Genomic DNA, 15,037 nt, shown 5'->3' with positions numbered 1-15,037 from the left:
ATGTATACTCTAGCGCATGAAGATAACTCTATCTGCAATAAAGGCAGATATAGGAGGAGTTGGGGGGCATACAAGGCCTAGCAATGCACTGCTCAAGCGTGTTGAGGAGTTCGTGATGGCTGAGAAGGGTAAACTGCTAATAGACTGCTACGTTGGGTTCATTGGTGATGATATCCATATCCTTATGAGCCATACACATGGTGTAGGCAATGCTAGAGTTCATCAACTTGCATGGGATGCATTCATTGAGGGAACAAAGGTTGCAAAGGCTCAAGGTCTCTATGGTGCTGGTCAGGATCTACTCAAGGACTCATTCTCTGGCAATGTTAAAGGTATGGGTCCAGGGGTAGCAGAGATGGAGTTTGAAGAGAGGGCAAATGAGGCATTAGTTGTCTTTGCTGCTGATAAGACTGAGCCAGGGGCATTCAACCTTCCATTCTACAAGATGTTCGTTGATAGCCTTAGTAATACAGGAATAATAATAAACCCAGACCTTGCTGAGGGTGTTGTATTCAATGTTATGGATGTTCTAACTGGGGAGGTAGCAGAACTAAGACTATGGGAGGATAAGCCAGAGCTTGAAGCAGCGCTCATGTACCCTGCTCGCTATGTTGTTGAGAGCATATACAGCAAGAAGGGTGAACCAATAGTTAGTGCTAGTACTGATAGGCTACATAACATAGCAGGAACATACGTTGGTAAGGATGATCCCATAGCAATAGTTAGAACTCAAAGGGCATTCCCTGCAACTGAAGAGGCGTGCAGTGCATTCAGCAACCCTCACTTCGTTGCTGGTAACACTAGGGGTAGCCATCATCTACCATTGATGCCTGTTAGACTGAATACAGCAGCAAGCCTTAACTACTCCATACCAATAGTTAGTGCAGCAGTATTCAGCATGCATGATGGTGTGCTAACAGAGCCATTCGATGGCTTTGGTACTCCAGACTGGGATTACATAAGGAGTATTGCTGTTGAGAGGGCATTAGCGATGAGGGCTCAAGGCTTCATACACCCTGCTACGCTTGTACCTGAGGAGTTGGAGTACAACAAGGGTTATGAAGCAAGGATGAAGAAACTTAGAGAGAGGTTCAAGGCTAAAGCAGCAAGGGAGGAAGAGAAGGAGCAAGTTGCAAGAACCAATCCTGATCATTAACTTCAAGAACTACATGGAGGTTAGTGGTAAGAGATGCCTAGCGCTTGCTTTAGAGGCTGAAAGAGTAGCAAGGGAGTTGGATTTGCTTGATAGTATAGCAGTTGCCCCACCAAACCCTGCATTGGCACTTGTAGCAGAGCATGTTAGCATACCAGTTATAGCTCAGCATGTTGATGCAAAGGGAGAGGGAAGCACAACAGGCTACAATGCAGCAAAGATGCTCAGATCATTCAACATAGCAGGTTCAATAGTCAATCATAGCGAGCATAGACTCTTGCTTGAAGAGATAAAGGATATAGTTAATGCTCTTCACTCATCCAACATGTTAGCAGTTGTATGTGTTAGGGAGCCTTATGAGATAGATGCTATAGCAGGATTAGAAGTAGAGCCAGATTATATTGCTATAGAGCCACCAGAGCTTATAGGTACAGGGAATGCTGTAAGCAAGAGCAAGCCTTATGTTATAACTGGATCTGTTGAGAGGGCAAGTAGGCTAGGGTTGAGGAGCAAGGTTATATGTGGTGCAGGTATAGTTGATGGTAGAGATGCTAACACTGCTATAAGGCTAGGCTCCAAAGGTGTGCTAGTTGCAAGTGGTATAGTAAAGGCAGAGAACTGGTATGAGAGGATAAGGGATATAGCAGTAGGAATGAGCAGTAGATGATATTAAAGCGCAGCAATATTACCTGATTCATGTTATAGAAGATTTGTTACTTTCTCTTAATTTGGCTAAAAAGTTTATATATACTATGAGCAATGAGGAAGATAGTTGTATATATAATAGGAATGCTGTTGGTAGCAAGCATAAGCAACGCAATAAGCATTATCTAAACTTACAATGCTGCTCTTAACGAACTGAGTTGGATCAGAACTGTGATCTAGTATAGCCTAGTGCCAATAGATATAACAACTGCTCCAGCAGTAATAAACTTCCCTGCACCTAATTGGTCTGCATTAGAACCAAATCCAACCATAGCAATAGATGAGTTAGGGTTATGGGAGTTGGATATAGAGATTAGCCTTCTATGAGGATGGCGTAATGGTATCAAGAAAGTGAACCAGAAGTTATTGATATCCTTCAATGTTATACCAGAGCATATACTACCTATACTTGCTGCTATCACTCCTTGCATATAAGCCTGTACATATACAGGAAGAGGTATACAGCAGATAGCATGGCTAACCAACTATGACGTATGAATCTTCTTCCTCCCTCCCTTCCTTCCTTTCTTTCTCTTAGTTGATGTTCATAATCATTCAATCTAGCATTTAATGTGAACCAAGATTTATTTAGTGGTTCACAAACTCTTCTCCTATGCTTGAGAGAGAGTTAATACAGCGGTGCATGAGCGATATACTATCTGGTAAGAGGATAAGCATGAGCGATGCTCTCAGGTTAATAAATACAAGCAAGGATAGCCTTGAGTATCTACTTGATGCAGCAAACACAATAAGGAGGGAGTTCAATGGCGATAGGGTTGATGTTGAATCACTTGTAAATGCAAAGTCTGGAAACTGCTCAGAGAACTGTGCATTCTGTGCACAATCTGCATGGAATAAGGCAAGGATAAGCAAGTACCCATTGCTAAGCGTGGAGGAGTTGGTTGCTAGAGCAGATGCAGCAAAGCGCTCTGGGGCAAGGAGCTTCTGCATAGTATGCGCATGGCGTGAGCCTAGCAGTGATGAGTTCGAGCATGTATGCTCTGCCGTTAAAGCAATAAGGGATAAGGTTGGGATAGATGTGAACTGCTCTCTAGGCTTCCTTAATGCTAGGAGGGCTGAGAGGCTTAAAGCATTAGGGGTTAAGAGGTATAACCACAACCTTGAGAGTAGCAAGAGTTTCTTCAGCAGGATATGCACAACACATACATGGCTTGATAGGTTCAATACAGCAAAGTTGGCAAAGGAGCATGGGTTAGAGTTGTGCTGTGGAGGTATAATAGGGATGGGGGAGAGTGTAGAGCAGAGGCTGGAACTTGCATTTGAGGCAAGCATGCTTGAGCCAGAGGAGTTTCCTATCAACATCCTTGTTGCTAGAGAAGGTACACCATTGCAAGGCATGAATCCAGTGCAAGTTGATGATATACTTAGAACGATAGCAGTATTCAGGTTCATAATGCCTAGATGTATACTTAAGGTTGCAGGGGGTAGGGAGATGCATCTAGCAGATAAGCAGAGTAAAGCACTGCTCTCTGGAGCCAACGGGATAATAACAAATGGCTACCTTACAGTTAATGGCAACACTGCTGAGCAGGATATAGCAATGATAAGAAGTTTGAACCTCCAAGTATGAACTATGCAAGTGAACTGAGGGAAGAACTGCGAGAACTTGCAGAGCAGAACCTGTACAGGAGGCTTAGGGATGTAAGGATAATAGATGCAAGTAGGGCAATAGTTGATGGAAGAGAGGTTATACTACTCTGCTCAAACGATTACCTCGGCCTATCATCAAACAAGGAGGTTATAGACCATGCTATAAGCAAGATGAGTAGCATATCTCAATGTAGTTCTAGACTTATTGCTGGTAATGATCCTGCACTTATTGAGTTGGAGAATGAACTTGCTAAGCATAAGGTGAAGGATAGAGCACTTGTGTATCCTACAGGTTATATGGCATGCCTTGCAATAGCAGCACTAGCAGATGAGCATAGCATAATATACAGCGATGAGTTGAACCATGCAAGCATAATAGATGCGTGTAGGCTTTGCAAGGCAAGTATAAAGGTATTCAAGCATAACGATGTAGCAAACCTTAGAGAGTTGCTTACATCATCTTCATCTCCATCACCATCCTCCCCTTCTTCATCATCTTCATCATCAACAACAACCAATTCAAGAAGAGGTTGTAGTAGTAGAAGGAGGATTGTAGTAACTGAGGGTGTATTTAGCATGGATGGTGATATGGCTAGGCTTGATGAGATAGGCAGGTTATGCAGAGAGTACGATGCAATGCTTGTTGTTGATGATGCACATGGTGACTTCATCTATGGCAAGAACCATAGAGGCACAGCAGAGCATATGGGTGCAGAGCATGATGTTGATGTTGTAATCAGTAGTATGAGCAAAGCCTTAGGATGCTTTGGAGGATACGTTGCAGGTAGCAATGATATGATAGAGTATCTTATAAACAGATCTAGAACGTTCATCTACACCTCTGCCCTACCAGCACTCTTTGCAAGGGCTGCACTGAAGGCTCTGAAGATAGTTAGAGATGGTATCATTGAGCATGAGGGGAAGATGATAAGGGTTCATGATAGGCTGATCGCAAATACAAGGATCCTTAGGGATGCTCTAGCAGAGAAGGGCTTCAATCTGAAGGGTTCAACCCATATAATCCCTGTACTCATAGGGGATGAGAAGGTTGCAATTGACTTTGCAAACATGCTCTTTGAGCATGGTGTATTTGCTCAAGCAGTAAGGTACCCTACAGTTGCAAAGGGCTCAGCAAGGATAAGGCTTAGTGTTACAGCACTCCACGATGAGCATATGCTGAAGCATGTTGTAGATGTATTTAGTATGGTTGGCAAAGAGTTGAACCTTATCTGATTAACTAGAGTTAACATCAGAATTAAAAAAGTGCTATGGTAGCAGGGTAGTGTGGTATTCAAGTGGATTAGGCAGAATGATAATAATAATGATGATGGTGGTAGTAGTATAGGTAAGATAAAGGGTAATGGTAATGGCAATACTACACTGAAGCCAAGGATAGAGGATGCTAGGAGGATGATGCAGGCTCAGATAGTAAGGCTTGATGCTATACACAAGAAGTTGGTTGAGAGGGATAGGATGCTATTCAGCAAGGTAACACAGGCTATACAGGAGAGGAATATGCAGTATGCATCTATACTCTCAAACGAACTTGCTCAGGTTAGAAGGGTGAGTAGGATGGTAAGCCATGTCAGACTTGCATTAGAGCAGATAAACCTGAGGTTAAGCACAATAAGCGATCTAGGCGATGTTGTTGTAACCCTAAGTCCTGCTATGGCTGTGGTGAAGGGTATAGGGAATGATCTCAGCAGGATAATGCCTGAGTTCGATGGGAAGATGCAGGAGATGTACGATATGTTCAGTAGCATAATGGTTGATACAGCACAGGCATCAAATAGCACCATACCCATAAACGCTATGCTTAGCAGTGATGCTCAGAGCATACTGGATGAGGCTACAAGCCTAGTTGAGGATAGCATAAAGGCAAAACTACCAGATCTACCACAGGATGTACTCTCTCTGCCAGAGATAAAGGGGGAAGATATGGATATGCTGACTAGCACTAGCATGAATCGTACACAGACAAGGAGGGTTGGCAGCCATGGTAGCAGTAACAGCGGTAGCAGTAGTAGTAAGAGTAGTAGCAGTACAAAGGATATGATAGCTATGTGATGTTATTTACTTAATTTTTATTATAACTGTTAACTATACGCATGAGTGCCTTCCTTATCCTATGTATGGTTGGGTAACTGTAACCCTTCTCTCTGTATATCTTGATCATCCTACTCCAGTTCTCAAGCCTCCATCTTGCCTGTTCTAGCGTTAGCATCTCAACCTCCTGCCTCACCTTACTCCTTCTACCAACCATAAGCATACCACGCTCCTTTGCAAGCCATCTCCTGTACGAGAACCTTAAACCTGCAAGTATATACTCTATTGGCATCTCATCCATGTACCTCTGTAACTCCTTGAACTGCTCATCGCTAAGATCATGCTTTAACCTAATAGTTGGCATATCATCATCTAAGCATACCCTTATAATAATATTTCAGAATTCGAATTCTGAAATGTCAAGAGTAGTTAACGTTATCAGCAAATACTCATGATAGAAGCCCTTATCTCTAACATCTAGAAGTTATGCTAGAATGGTGAGTTGCTTCTTCTGCAGGAAGAGGGTATGGTATAGAAGGGATCTAAGCAATCCCTTTGCAGTGAACAAGGAGAGGACACATGCATATGAATGTACAAACTGCAAGGTGATCTTCCTTGTAAAGAATGAGAGTAGTAAGAAGAGTAGAGGTCGCAGGGAGTACTGGCAGGATAAGACCATAGTCAAGGGCAGGGTTATGAAGATCCTTGTTAAGGACTCGCTCTAATCTATACCATCCTATTATATATACCATTCCCTTCCTTACTTCATAATTCTTATTTTCTTCTTCTTATTCTATTATGCCCAACTTATCAACCTGCAAGCCCTTCCTTGTAAGTTCATCAGCAAGCATATTCATGCCTAGAGAGTCTCCAGCAAGATGACCAAGTATAACAAGGTTACCATTCAGGTTACTGCTCTTTACTCTAGCAAGATCCTCAGGGCTTATGTGAAGGTAGATGACTGTATCATAACCATGATCAAAGTATGCCTTGGCAACACTATACCCACCATTTGTACCAGCAGCAACAACGAGCATATACCTCTTCACATGAGTATCCTCATCACCATGCACAACCTTAACCCTTGTATCTGCCTTCTTGAACTCATCCAACTGCTCAACTGAAGAGGCTATATCCCTAACCCTCTCAACCCTACCTGCCTCAAGGCTCTTCAGAATGGCTCTCCTCATCAACTCATCGCATGGAAGGTGTATGTTAAGCAATGGCATGCCAACCTTCTCTGCAAATGATGTTACATGTGTGTATATGGATGTATGTGCCCTAAGCATAACCCTCTCCTTCAACTCCTTCACTGCCTCTTCAGCAACACCCCTTGCTATCCCAGCATTAAGCATGAACTCAACATGCCTATCAAGGACCTTGTAGAAGTCTATGTATGCCTTGCCTATTGGATGATGTGCAATGATAGCATCATAGCCTAGATGCTTTGCAAGCATTATGGTTGATTGCTCAACATCTATACACATTAGAACCTTCCTTATATCCTTGCCCTTAACATGCACTGCACTATCTGCAGGTATACTATCCATACCTGCTAGGCTCAACGCTGTATGCATTATCTCTTCAGTATCCATCCTACCCAAACTAATCTAGATAATAGAGCTTGTATAAAAATATGATCTTGTAGAGTAGACAGGCTAGTTAGCATTTGATGGATAATACTTCATCGCGCTACCAACTTGTCTTTTAGTCTAGCCAATGCGAGCCTCATTGCTAAATTGATCCTCTTGCTCCTCTCTTCTTGCTACTTATTAGTATAGTACTGTACTCCATAGCCAATTCAATGTTTGTATATCATATTGATCTTAGCAAGTATGAATGACTCTTGAAGATGCTTAACTTAGCATCCACTATCTTAAAAAGTTGTATCCATTCTCTTTCCTTATTGCCATCTATATGTAGAGCCTTATATGCTTGATCCATTACTATAGCCATCCTCTTCATTTATTCTTGATAACCTAGCTTTGATAGTAACAGTGCAAGTGCATAAGTAGACAACCTCAACTCCTCTATACTTATATGCTCATCAGCAGCATGTGCCTGCTCTATGCTTCCAGAACCCCATACTATGCTCTCTATACCTTCCCTTACTACATGCTCATTATCTGTAGAGCCAGGGAAGCACCAGCAGACTGGATGATCAGTTATGCCTATAGTTGCTAATGCATCGCTCAGACCCTTAACCAAGATCGATGACTCATCTATACATACAGGGCTCCTCTCTGCTATCATGCTCATCTCATACTCCTCTGCATATGCATCCAGTAGTGCCTTTATCTCGCTTATCACATCATTAGCACTCTCGTATGGCGCTACCCTTCTATCTATAGTGAATGAGCATTCATCTGGTACGATATTCTCCTTCACGCCTCCTGCTATCATTGTAACTGAGCATCTTGGTATGCATGCTCTACTGCCATTGCTTATCATACTACTGCTATTGCTTATACTACGCTTAGCTATATCCCTTGCATATGCTTCCAATGCACCAATTGCCTTACATGCTCTAACTATAGCATTGATGCCATTAGTAGGTATTGATGCATGGGCTGATCTGCCCTTGACCCTTACGTTGAGCCAAAGAGCACCCATCTGACACGTTGCTATCTTAAGAGATGTAGGCTCCATGACTATCCCATACCTTAGCCTATCTATACCTAGTCTTCTAACATGCTTCAGTATGGTACTTGTACCAGGCTCTGCCCTCTCTTCCCCTATAGCAAAGCATAACAGGAGATCTCTTCTACCAACAATCTTGCAGATATGCATCATTATTGCAAGTGCAGACTTCATATCTGCAGCCCCTCTACCGTATATCTTACCATCCTTGATCATGCCAGAGAATGGGTCTACATTCCATCCCTCCATACTACCTTCTGGTACAGTATCTATATGCCCATTCAGGACTATCCTCAGCTCATCAAACCTGCTATCCCTTGCATATGCTATAACTTGAGGCCTATCAGCATATGGCTCATGAAGTAGTATGGAGTTGAGCCCCAACTCCTTGAGCCTTGAGTGTATATACTCAGCACACCTCCTCTCCTCTCCAGGAGGGTTCCTGCTAGGTATCCTTATCAGTTCCCTTGCATCCTCTACTATGCTCTGCATCTCACTATCTACAGCATCCTTGATCTTGTAAAGCATGAATCTGATAATGGCGCTCAACATATATAATTAGTAGTTAGGTATATGGTCTGTGGAGAGGCTCTGGGCACCATGGAGGATAGCATACATAGAGAGGCCATCAGATGAGCAATGCATATTCTGCACAAAGCCAAGGGAAGGGAGGGATAGGAAGAACCTCATCCTCATGAGAGGGAGGCATGTATTCGTCATACTCAATGCATATCCTTACACCAATGGGCATCTTATGATAACACCATACAGGCATGTTGCAGATCCTAGAGAGGTTAATGATGAAGAGTATGCTGAGATCTTCAGTTATCTAAGGTTATGTATCTCCATCCTAAAGGATGCCTTGAAGGCAGATGGCTTCAATATAGGCATGAATATAGGGAAGGTTGCAGGTGCTGGGATAGCAGATCATCTACATATGCATATAGTGCCTAGGTGGAATGGAGATACCAACTTTATGCCAGTTGTTGGGGATACAAGGATAATACCAGAGTATCTTGAGAGAACCTATGAGAGGCTCCTGCTTGATCTGCCAGAGGAAGAGAAGGCAAAGCTTGTGAACCAGAGTTTGTAAGGCTTCTTAACCAACATAACTAATGATTCTTATCAATCAGTATCTAGCCTCATAATATACATACCCTATGGGTTTTTATATGCTATGATATGCTTCTGTAAAGGGGTATGTATGTTATAAGCCATGAATTGAAAGTAAAAGATGCCCATCTTTTGCTTAACATGTCATTATGCATACGCTATGGTATACATACCCCATAGATTATGTTAAGATAAATAGTGGGTAGAGAGAAGAGGCAAATTCAAAACTACTCTATGCGTATTATCCTACCATCTTTCTCCCTACTCCATTCTCACCCACAATATTCAAGTTTATTGATAGCATTACGCCAGAATAAACTCATTGCTAACGCAATAATATACATTCCATAGGGCTTCTTTTACTGTTGTTGTGGTTGTTCTTGTTTCTGTGGTTGACTCGTTCGGTTGATTCATTCGTATGCATTATCCATATGTAGCCCCTTTCCTTACATATATAAATATTCGTGATATGTGCTGAATCGAATGATGCATTTACGTATTCATCCCTTATATAAATTAATTCTGCTTTATTACATAACTCTTAATATAGTCATCTTTGTACCGTAAGTACTAAGCATATAACATATTATCGGTATCTAGCGTATAATCTGTGTATTTCATTCATAGTTATGCGACAGAGCAAGGGTTAACGGAAACTAATGATCTTGTAACGATAGCCTAGATCGTAACGATATTTCATAATTCGAATTTTGAAATATAATCAATATTAAAATACCCCATAGCCATACTACGAGTATGCTTACTTACATAGAGCCATTGTATAGGCCCCCATCTGAGGCTGACTCACTGATACTTCAGGTTACAATAGGATGCTCATACAATAGATGCTCATTCTGTTCCATGTATAGAAGTAAGAGGTATGAAGAGCGTTCATGGGATGAGATTAAAGCGGAGATAGATTATGCTAGTCAAGAGTACCCAAACACTAGAAGGGTATTCCTTGCAGATGGTGATGCTCTAAACATAAAGACTGAGTATATGCTTAGTATATTAGATTACCTATACAGATCATTTCCAAAACTAGAGCGTGTATCATGCTATGCTATGCCAAAGAACCTCTTGCAGAAGAGCAGGGAGGAGTTGGTAGCACTCAAGGATGCTGGGCTTAAACTACTCTACATAGGCATAGAGAGTGGTTCAGATACAGTACTTAGGAAGGTTACAAAGGGTGCAACCTCAAAGGGTATAGTGGAGGGATGCTTGAAGGCTAAGAGCGCTGGCATCCAACTATCATGCATGCTCATACTTGGTTTAGGAGGTAGAAGGTATAGTAAGGAGCATGCTCTAGAGAGTGCTAGAGTCTCAAGTATAATTGCACCAGAGTACCTTGCTGCACTCACACTACTTCTAGATGATGTTGTAAGGGATGAGTTCATGAGCAAGTTTGGTGAGCCATTTGAGCCTTTGAGTGATATCGAGATTTTGGATGAACTAAAGATGCTTGTAGAGCATATAGAGCCTATAGATGACAAGAAGATAATCTTTAGAGCCAATCATGCCTCAAACCCGTATCCTATCAAGGCTGTACTCCCAGATGATAGAGCAAGGACTATGGCATTGATAGATGAGCTCAAGGCAAGACCAGATAGGCTCAAGGCAAGTTATCTTAGACGCTTCTAGCATTATATGGGAGGAGTGGTTATGATACACCATGAGCTTCACAGCAATGCTGGATGATCTATACAGGGTAATAGATGAGGAGAGGAGTAGGCTTAAGCAGATTAGGAACGTGCTTAAGCTTTACAATGAGTTGAGTAGGATAAGCGAGGCTATAGGCTCAAGGTATGGTGTAATGCTAGTAGTAAGCCTATTCGATACAAAGAAGGTTCTTGCATTCGATACATATGGGAAGGAGAACGTTACAGTTGTCATAGATAAGTTCAGGACTAAACTTGGGATACATAAAGATGTTATAAAGAGCAAGGCTAGGGAGGTATTTAGGGATGATGTAGTTGAGATAAGGGATGCAATGGCATATGATAATAATGAGGGGGTTAAGATATTATTTAGTGATGGGAGGATAGATGTGCTTCCAGGCTCATTCCATGTGTGGAGGAGCATAGATGCTAGAGTTAAGGAGTTCTGTGACTGGCTTATGAAGGAATGCTATAAAGTAGGTGATGGGTCAAGGAAGAATTAAGATAACTGAACTATGGAATCATCCTTGCTTCAGCAGAACCCTTCTCGTAACTGACTGTTATCTTTGTACCCTCCTTGAGGTTGCAATTCCTAACAGTCTTTGCAGATAACACTGTATCTGTAGTATCAACTATGCATGATCCATCGTCAAGAGTATGTGTGATGACTACATCCTCAGTTATAGTTACAGGAACAACTCCTGTTGGTGATAAACCAATCCATATACCCACTATTGCTGCTGCAAGTGCCCCTATGAATAGTACTAGCGTTCTATACGATATCTCCACATATTTAGTAAGTGAACGTTATATAAAAATCATGATACATAGGGAACAATAATATTTCATAATTCGAATTATGAAAGAACCTTATTATCATGGGTTAACCTATAGCACCGATGGTTATAATAGAATATACCAGCTGTAGCCATAAGAACCGCAATTATAGTTACTCCTATAGGTCTATTTATGGACGTATGGCTCTATTTACCAATGATTATTATATTAATCTGTACACGATAGACTCCAAGACCAACCAGAATCTAGTAAATCAATATAGTCTAGGCGCCGCCGGTCGGACTCGAACCGACGACCGACTGGTTAACAGCCAGCCGCTCTACCACGCTGAGCTACGGCGGCACCAAAGCGGTAATGCTGGTTAGTCGATTTAATCTTTTCTCTAAAATCTAAGGCTGAATGAGTGTTTATCCCTCGTATTATAACCTTTGAATTAGAAGAGCCCTATACATCTATCAATCTCTTTACTCTACATGCCTTTCTCTTTTGCATATATGTATATACCATCAAGGAATACCCTTATATCCTTCCCTTTTATGCTTGTAGCATTCTCTATGTTTGCTGCTGTCTGTGCTACATCCTCAAGGCTTATGCCTTTAACTATAACATCCTCGCCCTCTACGCTAACCTTACAATCCCCAACTATCTCAGCAACTCTAGGAGAGCGCTCTCCTATGAAGTTCTCTATAAGCACTTGCTTACCCTTGACCTTCACTGAGATGGGAAAGTGCGCATGTACTATCTTCAACTTGTATGTGTAGCCATGAAGCACACCTTCAATCATATTCCTTACTATGGAGTGCATGGTATTCACAATAGCCTTATCCTTACGCCTTGGCTTACCCCTTGCTAGCAATGGTCTTATCCTTACGCTTGAACCATCTACTCTTATATCAACATGTATCTTGCTTAGATCTTTGCTTACCTTGCCCTTAGGTCCCTTCACCTCAAGAGTCCTACCATTCATGCTTACCTGTACACCATCTGGCACATCAACTACAGCCTCTAGAGCAATGCTCTCCTTGACGCTCTCCTTGCTAATAGACATATCCTATAAGTACACCTCCAATACCCTTGCTCTGTGCTTCATGATGTGACATCACACCTAGAGGTGTTGATACTATGAGTATGCCTCTACTATATGAGGGGAGATACTGCCTATCCCATTCATCATACCCATCCTTTTTGACGCTGAACCTAGGTGTTATAACATTGCACTTGTTTACCCTTGAGAGTAGTTGCACAACAGCCTTGCCTCCTCTACCATCATCAACGTACTGGTAATCGCCTATGAACCCATGCTCCTTCATAACCCTCAACACCTCTAACGCAAGCTTAGATGTAGGCATAACTATGCATGATCTCTTCCTCCTCATCTCATTGTTGTATATGGTTGAGAAGAGGTTTGCAACTACATTTAACGCTGGCATATAAACAATCACCTCACATATACTTCTTGAAGCCTATCCTCTTGGCTACTTCCCTGAAGCACTGTCTGCAGAGTAAGAGATCATACTTCTGTATTATTGCTGTGTACTGACCACAACGCCTGCACCACCTAGAGCCCTTACCATACTTCCTCTCCTTCCTACCAGTCAGTACAAAGTCTCTAACCTTAGCCATCAAACCACCTCCACACCAAGAGCCTTGAAGAACTCTATAGCTTCCTGTTTGCTGATCCTCTGCTCCTTGCCTATCTTAGATGGCATTATCTTGCGCCTAGCAACTCTATAACCTGGGCGCTCAAGGGCAATGCATACATCCATACCTATTATACCCAACTCAGGCTTGTACTTTACACCAGGTATATCTATATGTTCCTTTATTCCAAAGGATACATTACCATAATCATCGAACGATGAACTCTTGATCCTATTACCTTTTGCTGCAAGTAGCCTCTTCAGTACTTGAAGAGCCTTATCCTTTCTTAGGGTAACTATAACTGCTATAGGCTCGCCCTTGTGTATACCAAAGTCCCTTATGGTCTTCTTTGCTGTTCTTACAGCTGGTGTATGTCCAGTCAACTCCTCTAATATCTTCTTAGCCTTCTCTATAGGCTCTCCTGACTTGCCTACAGCAGCATTTATAACCACCTTGCCTATCCTTATCCTCCTCATCACATTCTCCTCCAACATGATGCTCATATGCTCACCAACCTCCTAACCCCCATTTATTCCCATCTCATCATATGCTGAGCAATGGCCTCTCCCTACCTATAGCAATGACTATATCTGCTGGTATCTCTAGCCTCTTTGAATCGCTCTCTACAACAACCCTCTTTGGCAGTGTTATTGTACCTTCCTTAACCTCAACTATCCTCCCAGTTGTACCAGCATTATCACCTGCTGTTATGAGTGCTAATGCACCCTTCTCCATCTTAACAGTATCAATAACCTCTTGTCCTGGAACCTTTATGAGTATGGAGTCATTGATAGTTATACCATTCAACTTAGGGTCATCAAGTATATTCCTTCCATCATGGAGAGTGTATTGTATCCTGCCTCCTTTAACAGTATGTTTGCGCACAACCTTGCATATCTTCAGGTTCTTCTCCTTCTCCATCTTCTCTCCTTCTGCTATCTCTATGGGCTTGAGTATTAACCCATCCCTTGGAACTAACCTGTACACCTTCTTCAGTGGCTGTAGTTCAACCACATCCATCAATCCAACAGGGAAGTGAACATCATATCTTTTCACACCATCAACATACACATAGCCGTTGTGGAGTACCTTCTCAGTCTCTCTCATGTTACTTACAACCTTGAGCACATCTCTAAGCAGTACGCCTAGAGGGTAACATCTATCTATAGGATGGGGTCCTGGTATAGGTCTTATAGCGAATCTATAAGCCTTCCTAGGCACTTGCCAGAATGCTGGCATCATCTGCCTCTTCAATCTATTTGAACCAGCCTTCTTGCCCATGATACTCACCATATCAAGACTGTTTGTCTTTACCCCTCCTTAGTATTGCTTCCCTCATCTTATCCTCCATATCCAATGCTATAACCATAACCTTTGAAGCATGAACAAGCACAGGTACCTTATCGCCCCTCACCTTCTCCCTCTGCAAACCTTCAATCTCCAACCTACCATCCTTCACATGCACCCTCTGCACCTTACCCTCAACACCCTTGTACTCTCCTCTAAGCACCCTCACAGTATCACCCTTCCTTACCCTCACACTCCTCCTTCCATACTGCCTCCTCAACTCCTCAGATAGGGTAGAGCATACCTGTTTGCTCCTCACATGTAATGGAGCACTGTATATCTGCTTAAGCCTAGCAAGTGATCTCTTCATGCATATCACCACCAA

General features: G+C 42.2%; 20 protein-coding genes and 1 tRNA gene. 10 read left to right on the top strand and 11 right to left on the bottom strand.

The window, feature by feature from the left end; genetic code table 11:
* Window positions 1–16 precede the first annotated feature (16 nt).
* The 6 genes from fbp to CRG89_RS05235 all read left to right on the top strand — a co-directional run bounded on the left by fbp (window position 17) and on the right by CRG89_RS05235 (window position 5,536).
* The gene (gene fbp / locus CRG89_RS05260; RefSeq protein WP_103287260.1) at window positions 17–1,156 is read left to right on the top strand and encodes a fructose-1,6-bisphosphate aldolase/phosphatase; all 1,140 of its coding nucleotides are present in this window, start codon (window positions 17–19) and stop codon (window positions 1,154–1,156) included.
* Window positions 1,131–1,820, top strand: coding sequence for a triose-phosphate isomerase (tpiA, locus tag CRG89_RS05255; protein ID WP_103287259.1), 690 nt, complete (start codon window positions 1,131–1,133; stop codon window positions 1,818–1,820). The genes fbp and tpiA overlap by 26 nt, the downstream gene beginning before the upstream one ends.
* Before the next feature lie 227 nt (window positions 1,821–2,047).
* Window positions 2,048–2,185 carry a hypothetical protein gene (locus tag CRG89_RS08765; RefSeq protein ID WP_158648736.1) on the top strand — a complete coding sequence of 46 codons (138 nt, stop codon included), beginning with the start codon at window positions 2,048–2,050 and terminating at the stop codon, window positions 2,183–2,185.
* Between the two features lie 286 nt (window positions 2,186–2,471).
* The gene (gene bioB / locus CRG89_RS05245) at window positions 2,472–3,449 is read left to right on the top strand and encodes a biotin synthase BioB (RefSeq protein ID WP_103287257.1); all 978 of its coding nucleotides are present in this window, start codon (window positions 2,472–2,474) and stop codon (window positions 3,447–3,449) included.
* Window positions 3,446–4,702 (top strand): aminotransferase class I/II-fold pyridoxal phosphate-dependent enzyme, encoded by a 1,257-nt coding sequence (locus CRG89_RS05240; protein ID WP_103287256.1) that lies wholly within the window; start codon window positions 3,446–3,448, stop codon window positions 4,700–4,702. Before bioB ends, CRG89_RS05240 begins: the two co-directional genes overlap by 4 nt.
* A 51-nt stretch (window positions 4,703–4,753) precedes the next feature.
* Entirely contained in the window at window positions 4,754–5,536 is a 783-nt protein-coding gene (locus CRG89_RS05235) for a Snf7 family protein (RefSeq protein ID WP_103287255.1), read from the top strand.
* 10 nt (window positions 5,537–5,546) lie between these two features.
* Here CRG89_RS05235 and CRG89_RS05230 read toward each other — a convergent pair whose 3' ends face one another.
* Window positions 5,547–5,879 carry a hypothetical protein gene (locus tag CRG89_RS05230; protein ID WP_103287254.1) on the bottom strand — a complete coding sequence of 111 codons (333 nt, stop codon included), beginning with the start codon at window positions 5,877–5,879 and terminating at the stop codon, window positions 5,547–5,549.
* 130 nt (window positions 5,880–6,009) lie between these two features.
* On the opposite strand from CRG89_RS05230, the gene CRG89_RS05225 reads away from it, so the two are divergent.
* Entirely contained in the window at window positions 6,010–6,240 is a 231-nt protein-coding gene (locus tag CRG89_RS05225; protein WP_103287253.1) for a hypothetical protein, read from the top strand.
* A 63-nt stretch (window positions 6,241–6,303) separates the two neighbouring features.
* Here the strand turns inward: CRG89_RS05225 and CRG89_RS05220 are convergent, their stop codons facing one another.
* Both CRG89_RS05220 and CRG89_RS05215 read right to left on the bottom strand, forming a co-directional pair.
* A complete protein-coding gene (locus CRG89_RS05220) occupies window positions 6,304–7,110 on the bottom strand; it encodes a Nif3-like dinuclear metal center hexameric protein (protein WP_231911564.1) in 807 nt (268 codons plus the stop codon).
* 370 nt (window positions 7,111–7,480) lie between these two features.
* Window positions 7,481–8,683, bottom strand: a complete 1,203-nt coding sequence (locus CRG89_RS05215; RefSeq protein WP_158648735.1) for a M20 family metallopeptidase — start codon at window positions 8,681–8,683, stop codon at window positions 7,481–7,483.
* A gap of 52 nt (window positions 8,684–8,735) precedes the next feature.
* Here CRG89_RS05215 and CRG89_RS05210 point away from each other — a divergent pair, with 52 nt between their 5' ends.
* The 3 genes from CRG89_RS05210 (at window position 8,736) to CRG89_RS05200 (ending at window position 11,429) form a co-directional block, all read left to right on the top strand.
* Window positions 8,736–9,248, top strand: coding sequence for an HIT family protein (locus tag CRG89_RS05210; RefSeq protein WP_103287250.1), 513 nt, complete (start codon window positions 8,736–8,738; stop codon window positions 9,246–9,248).
* 776 nt (window positions 9,249–10,024) lie between these two features.
* Window positions 10,025–10,909: a radical SAM protein gene (locus CRG89_RS05205; protein ID WP_103287249.1), complete on the top strand. Its 885-nt coding sequence runs from the start codon at window positions 10,025–10,027 to the stop codon at window positions 10,907–10,909.
* Between the two features lie 31 nt (window positions 10,910–10,940).
* The gene (locus CRG89_RS05200; RefSeq protein WP_103287248.1) at window positions 10,941–11,429 is read left to right on the top strand and encodes a hypothetical protein; all 489 of its coding nucleotides are present in this window, start codon (window positions 10,941–10,943) and stop codon (window positions 11,427–11,429) included.
* A gap of 10 nt (window positions 11,430–11,439) precedes the next feature.
* Here the strand turns inward: CRG89_RS05200 and CRG89_RS05195 are convergent, their stop codons facing one another.
* From CRG89_RS05195 to rplX, 8 genes are all read right to left on the bottom strand, one after another.
* Window positions 11,440–11,715, bottom strand: coding sequence for a hypothetical protein (locus CRG89_RS05195; RefSeq protein ID WP_103287247.1), 276 nt, complete (start codon window positions 11,713–11,715; stop codon window positions 11,440–11,442).
* A 277-nt stretch (window positions 11,716–11,992) separates the two neighbouring features.
* A tRNA-Asn gene (locus CRG89_RS05190) sits at window positions 11,993–12,066 on the bottom strand.
* Window positions 12,067–12,193: 127 nt separating this feature from the next.
* Complete coding sequence (locus tag CRG89_RS05185; protein ID WP_103287246.1) at window positions 12,194–12,772, bottom strand: 50S ribosomal protein L6; 579 nt, start codon at window positions 12,770–12,772, stop codon at window positions 12,194–12,196.
* Window positions 12,762–13,154 (bottom strand): 30S ribosomal protein S8, encoded by a 393-nt coding sequence (locus CRG89_RS05180; protein ID WP_103287245.1) that lies wholly within the window; start codon window positions 13,152–13,154, stop codon window positions 12,762–12,764. The genes CRG89_RS05185 and CRG89_RS05180 overlap by 11 nt, the downstream gene beginning before the upstream one ends.
* 13 nt (window positions 13,155–13,167) lie before the next feature.
* Window positions 13,168–13,347: a 30S ribosomal protein S14 gene (locus tag CRG89_RS05175; RefSeq protein ID WP_103287244.1), complete on the bottom strand. Its 180-nt coding sequence runs from the start codon at window positions 13,345–13,347 to the stop codon at window positions 13,168–13,170.
* Window positions 13,347–13,868 carry a 50S ribosomal protein L5 gene (locus CRG89_RS05170; protein ID WP_103287243.1) on the bottom strand — a complete coding sequence of 174 codons (522 nt, stop codon included), beginning with the start codon at window positions 13,866–13,868 and terminating at the stop codon, window positions 13,347–13,349. The genes CRG89_RS05175 and CRG89_RS05170 overlap by 1 nt, the downstream gene beginning before the upstream one ends.
* A gap of 40 nt (window positions 13,869–13,908) precedes the next feature.
* The gene (locus tag CRG89_RS05165; RefSeq protein ID WP_158648734.1) at window positions 13,909–14,646 is read right to left on the bottom strand and encodes a 30S ribosomal protein S4e; all 738 of its coding nucleotides are present in this window, start codon (window positions 14,644–14,646) and stop codon (window positions 13,909–13,911) included.
* Window positions 14,647–14,659: 13 nt separating this feature from the next.
* Complete coding sequence (rplX, locus tag CRG89_RS05160) at window positions 14,660–15,022, bottom strand: 50S ribosomal protein L24 (RefSeq protein WP_103287934.1); 363 nt, start codon at window positions 15,020–15,022, stop codon at window positions 14,660–14,662.
* Window positions 15,023–15,037 lie beyond the last annotated feature (15 nt).

It is taken from the genome of Candidatus Nitrosocaldus islandicus (assembly GCF_002906215.1).
GTDB lineage: Archaea > Thermoproteota > Nitrososphaeria > Nitrososphaerales > Nitrosocaldaceae > Nitrosocaldus > Nitrosocaldus cavascurensis.
The sequence above is the reverse complement of the archived record's forward strand: the minus strand, read 5'-3'. Positions and strand labels throughout refer to the sequence as shown.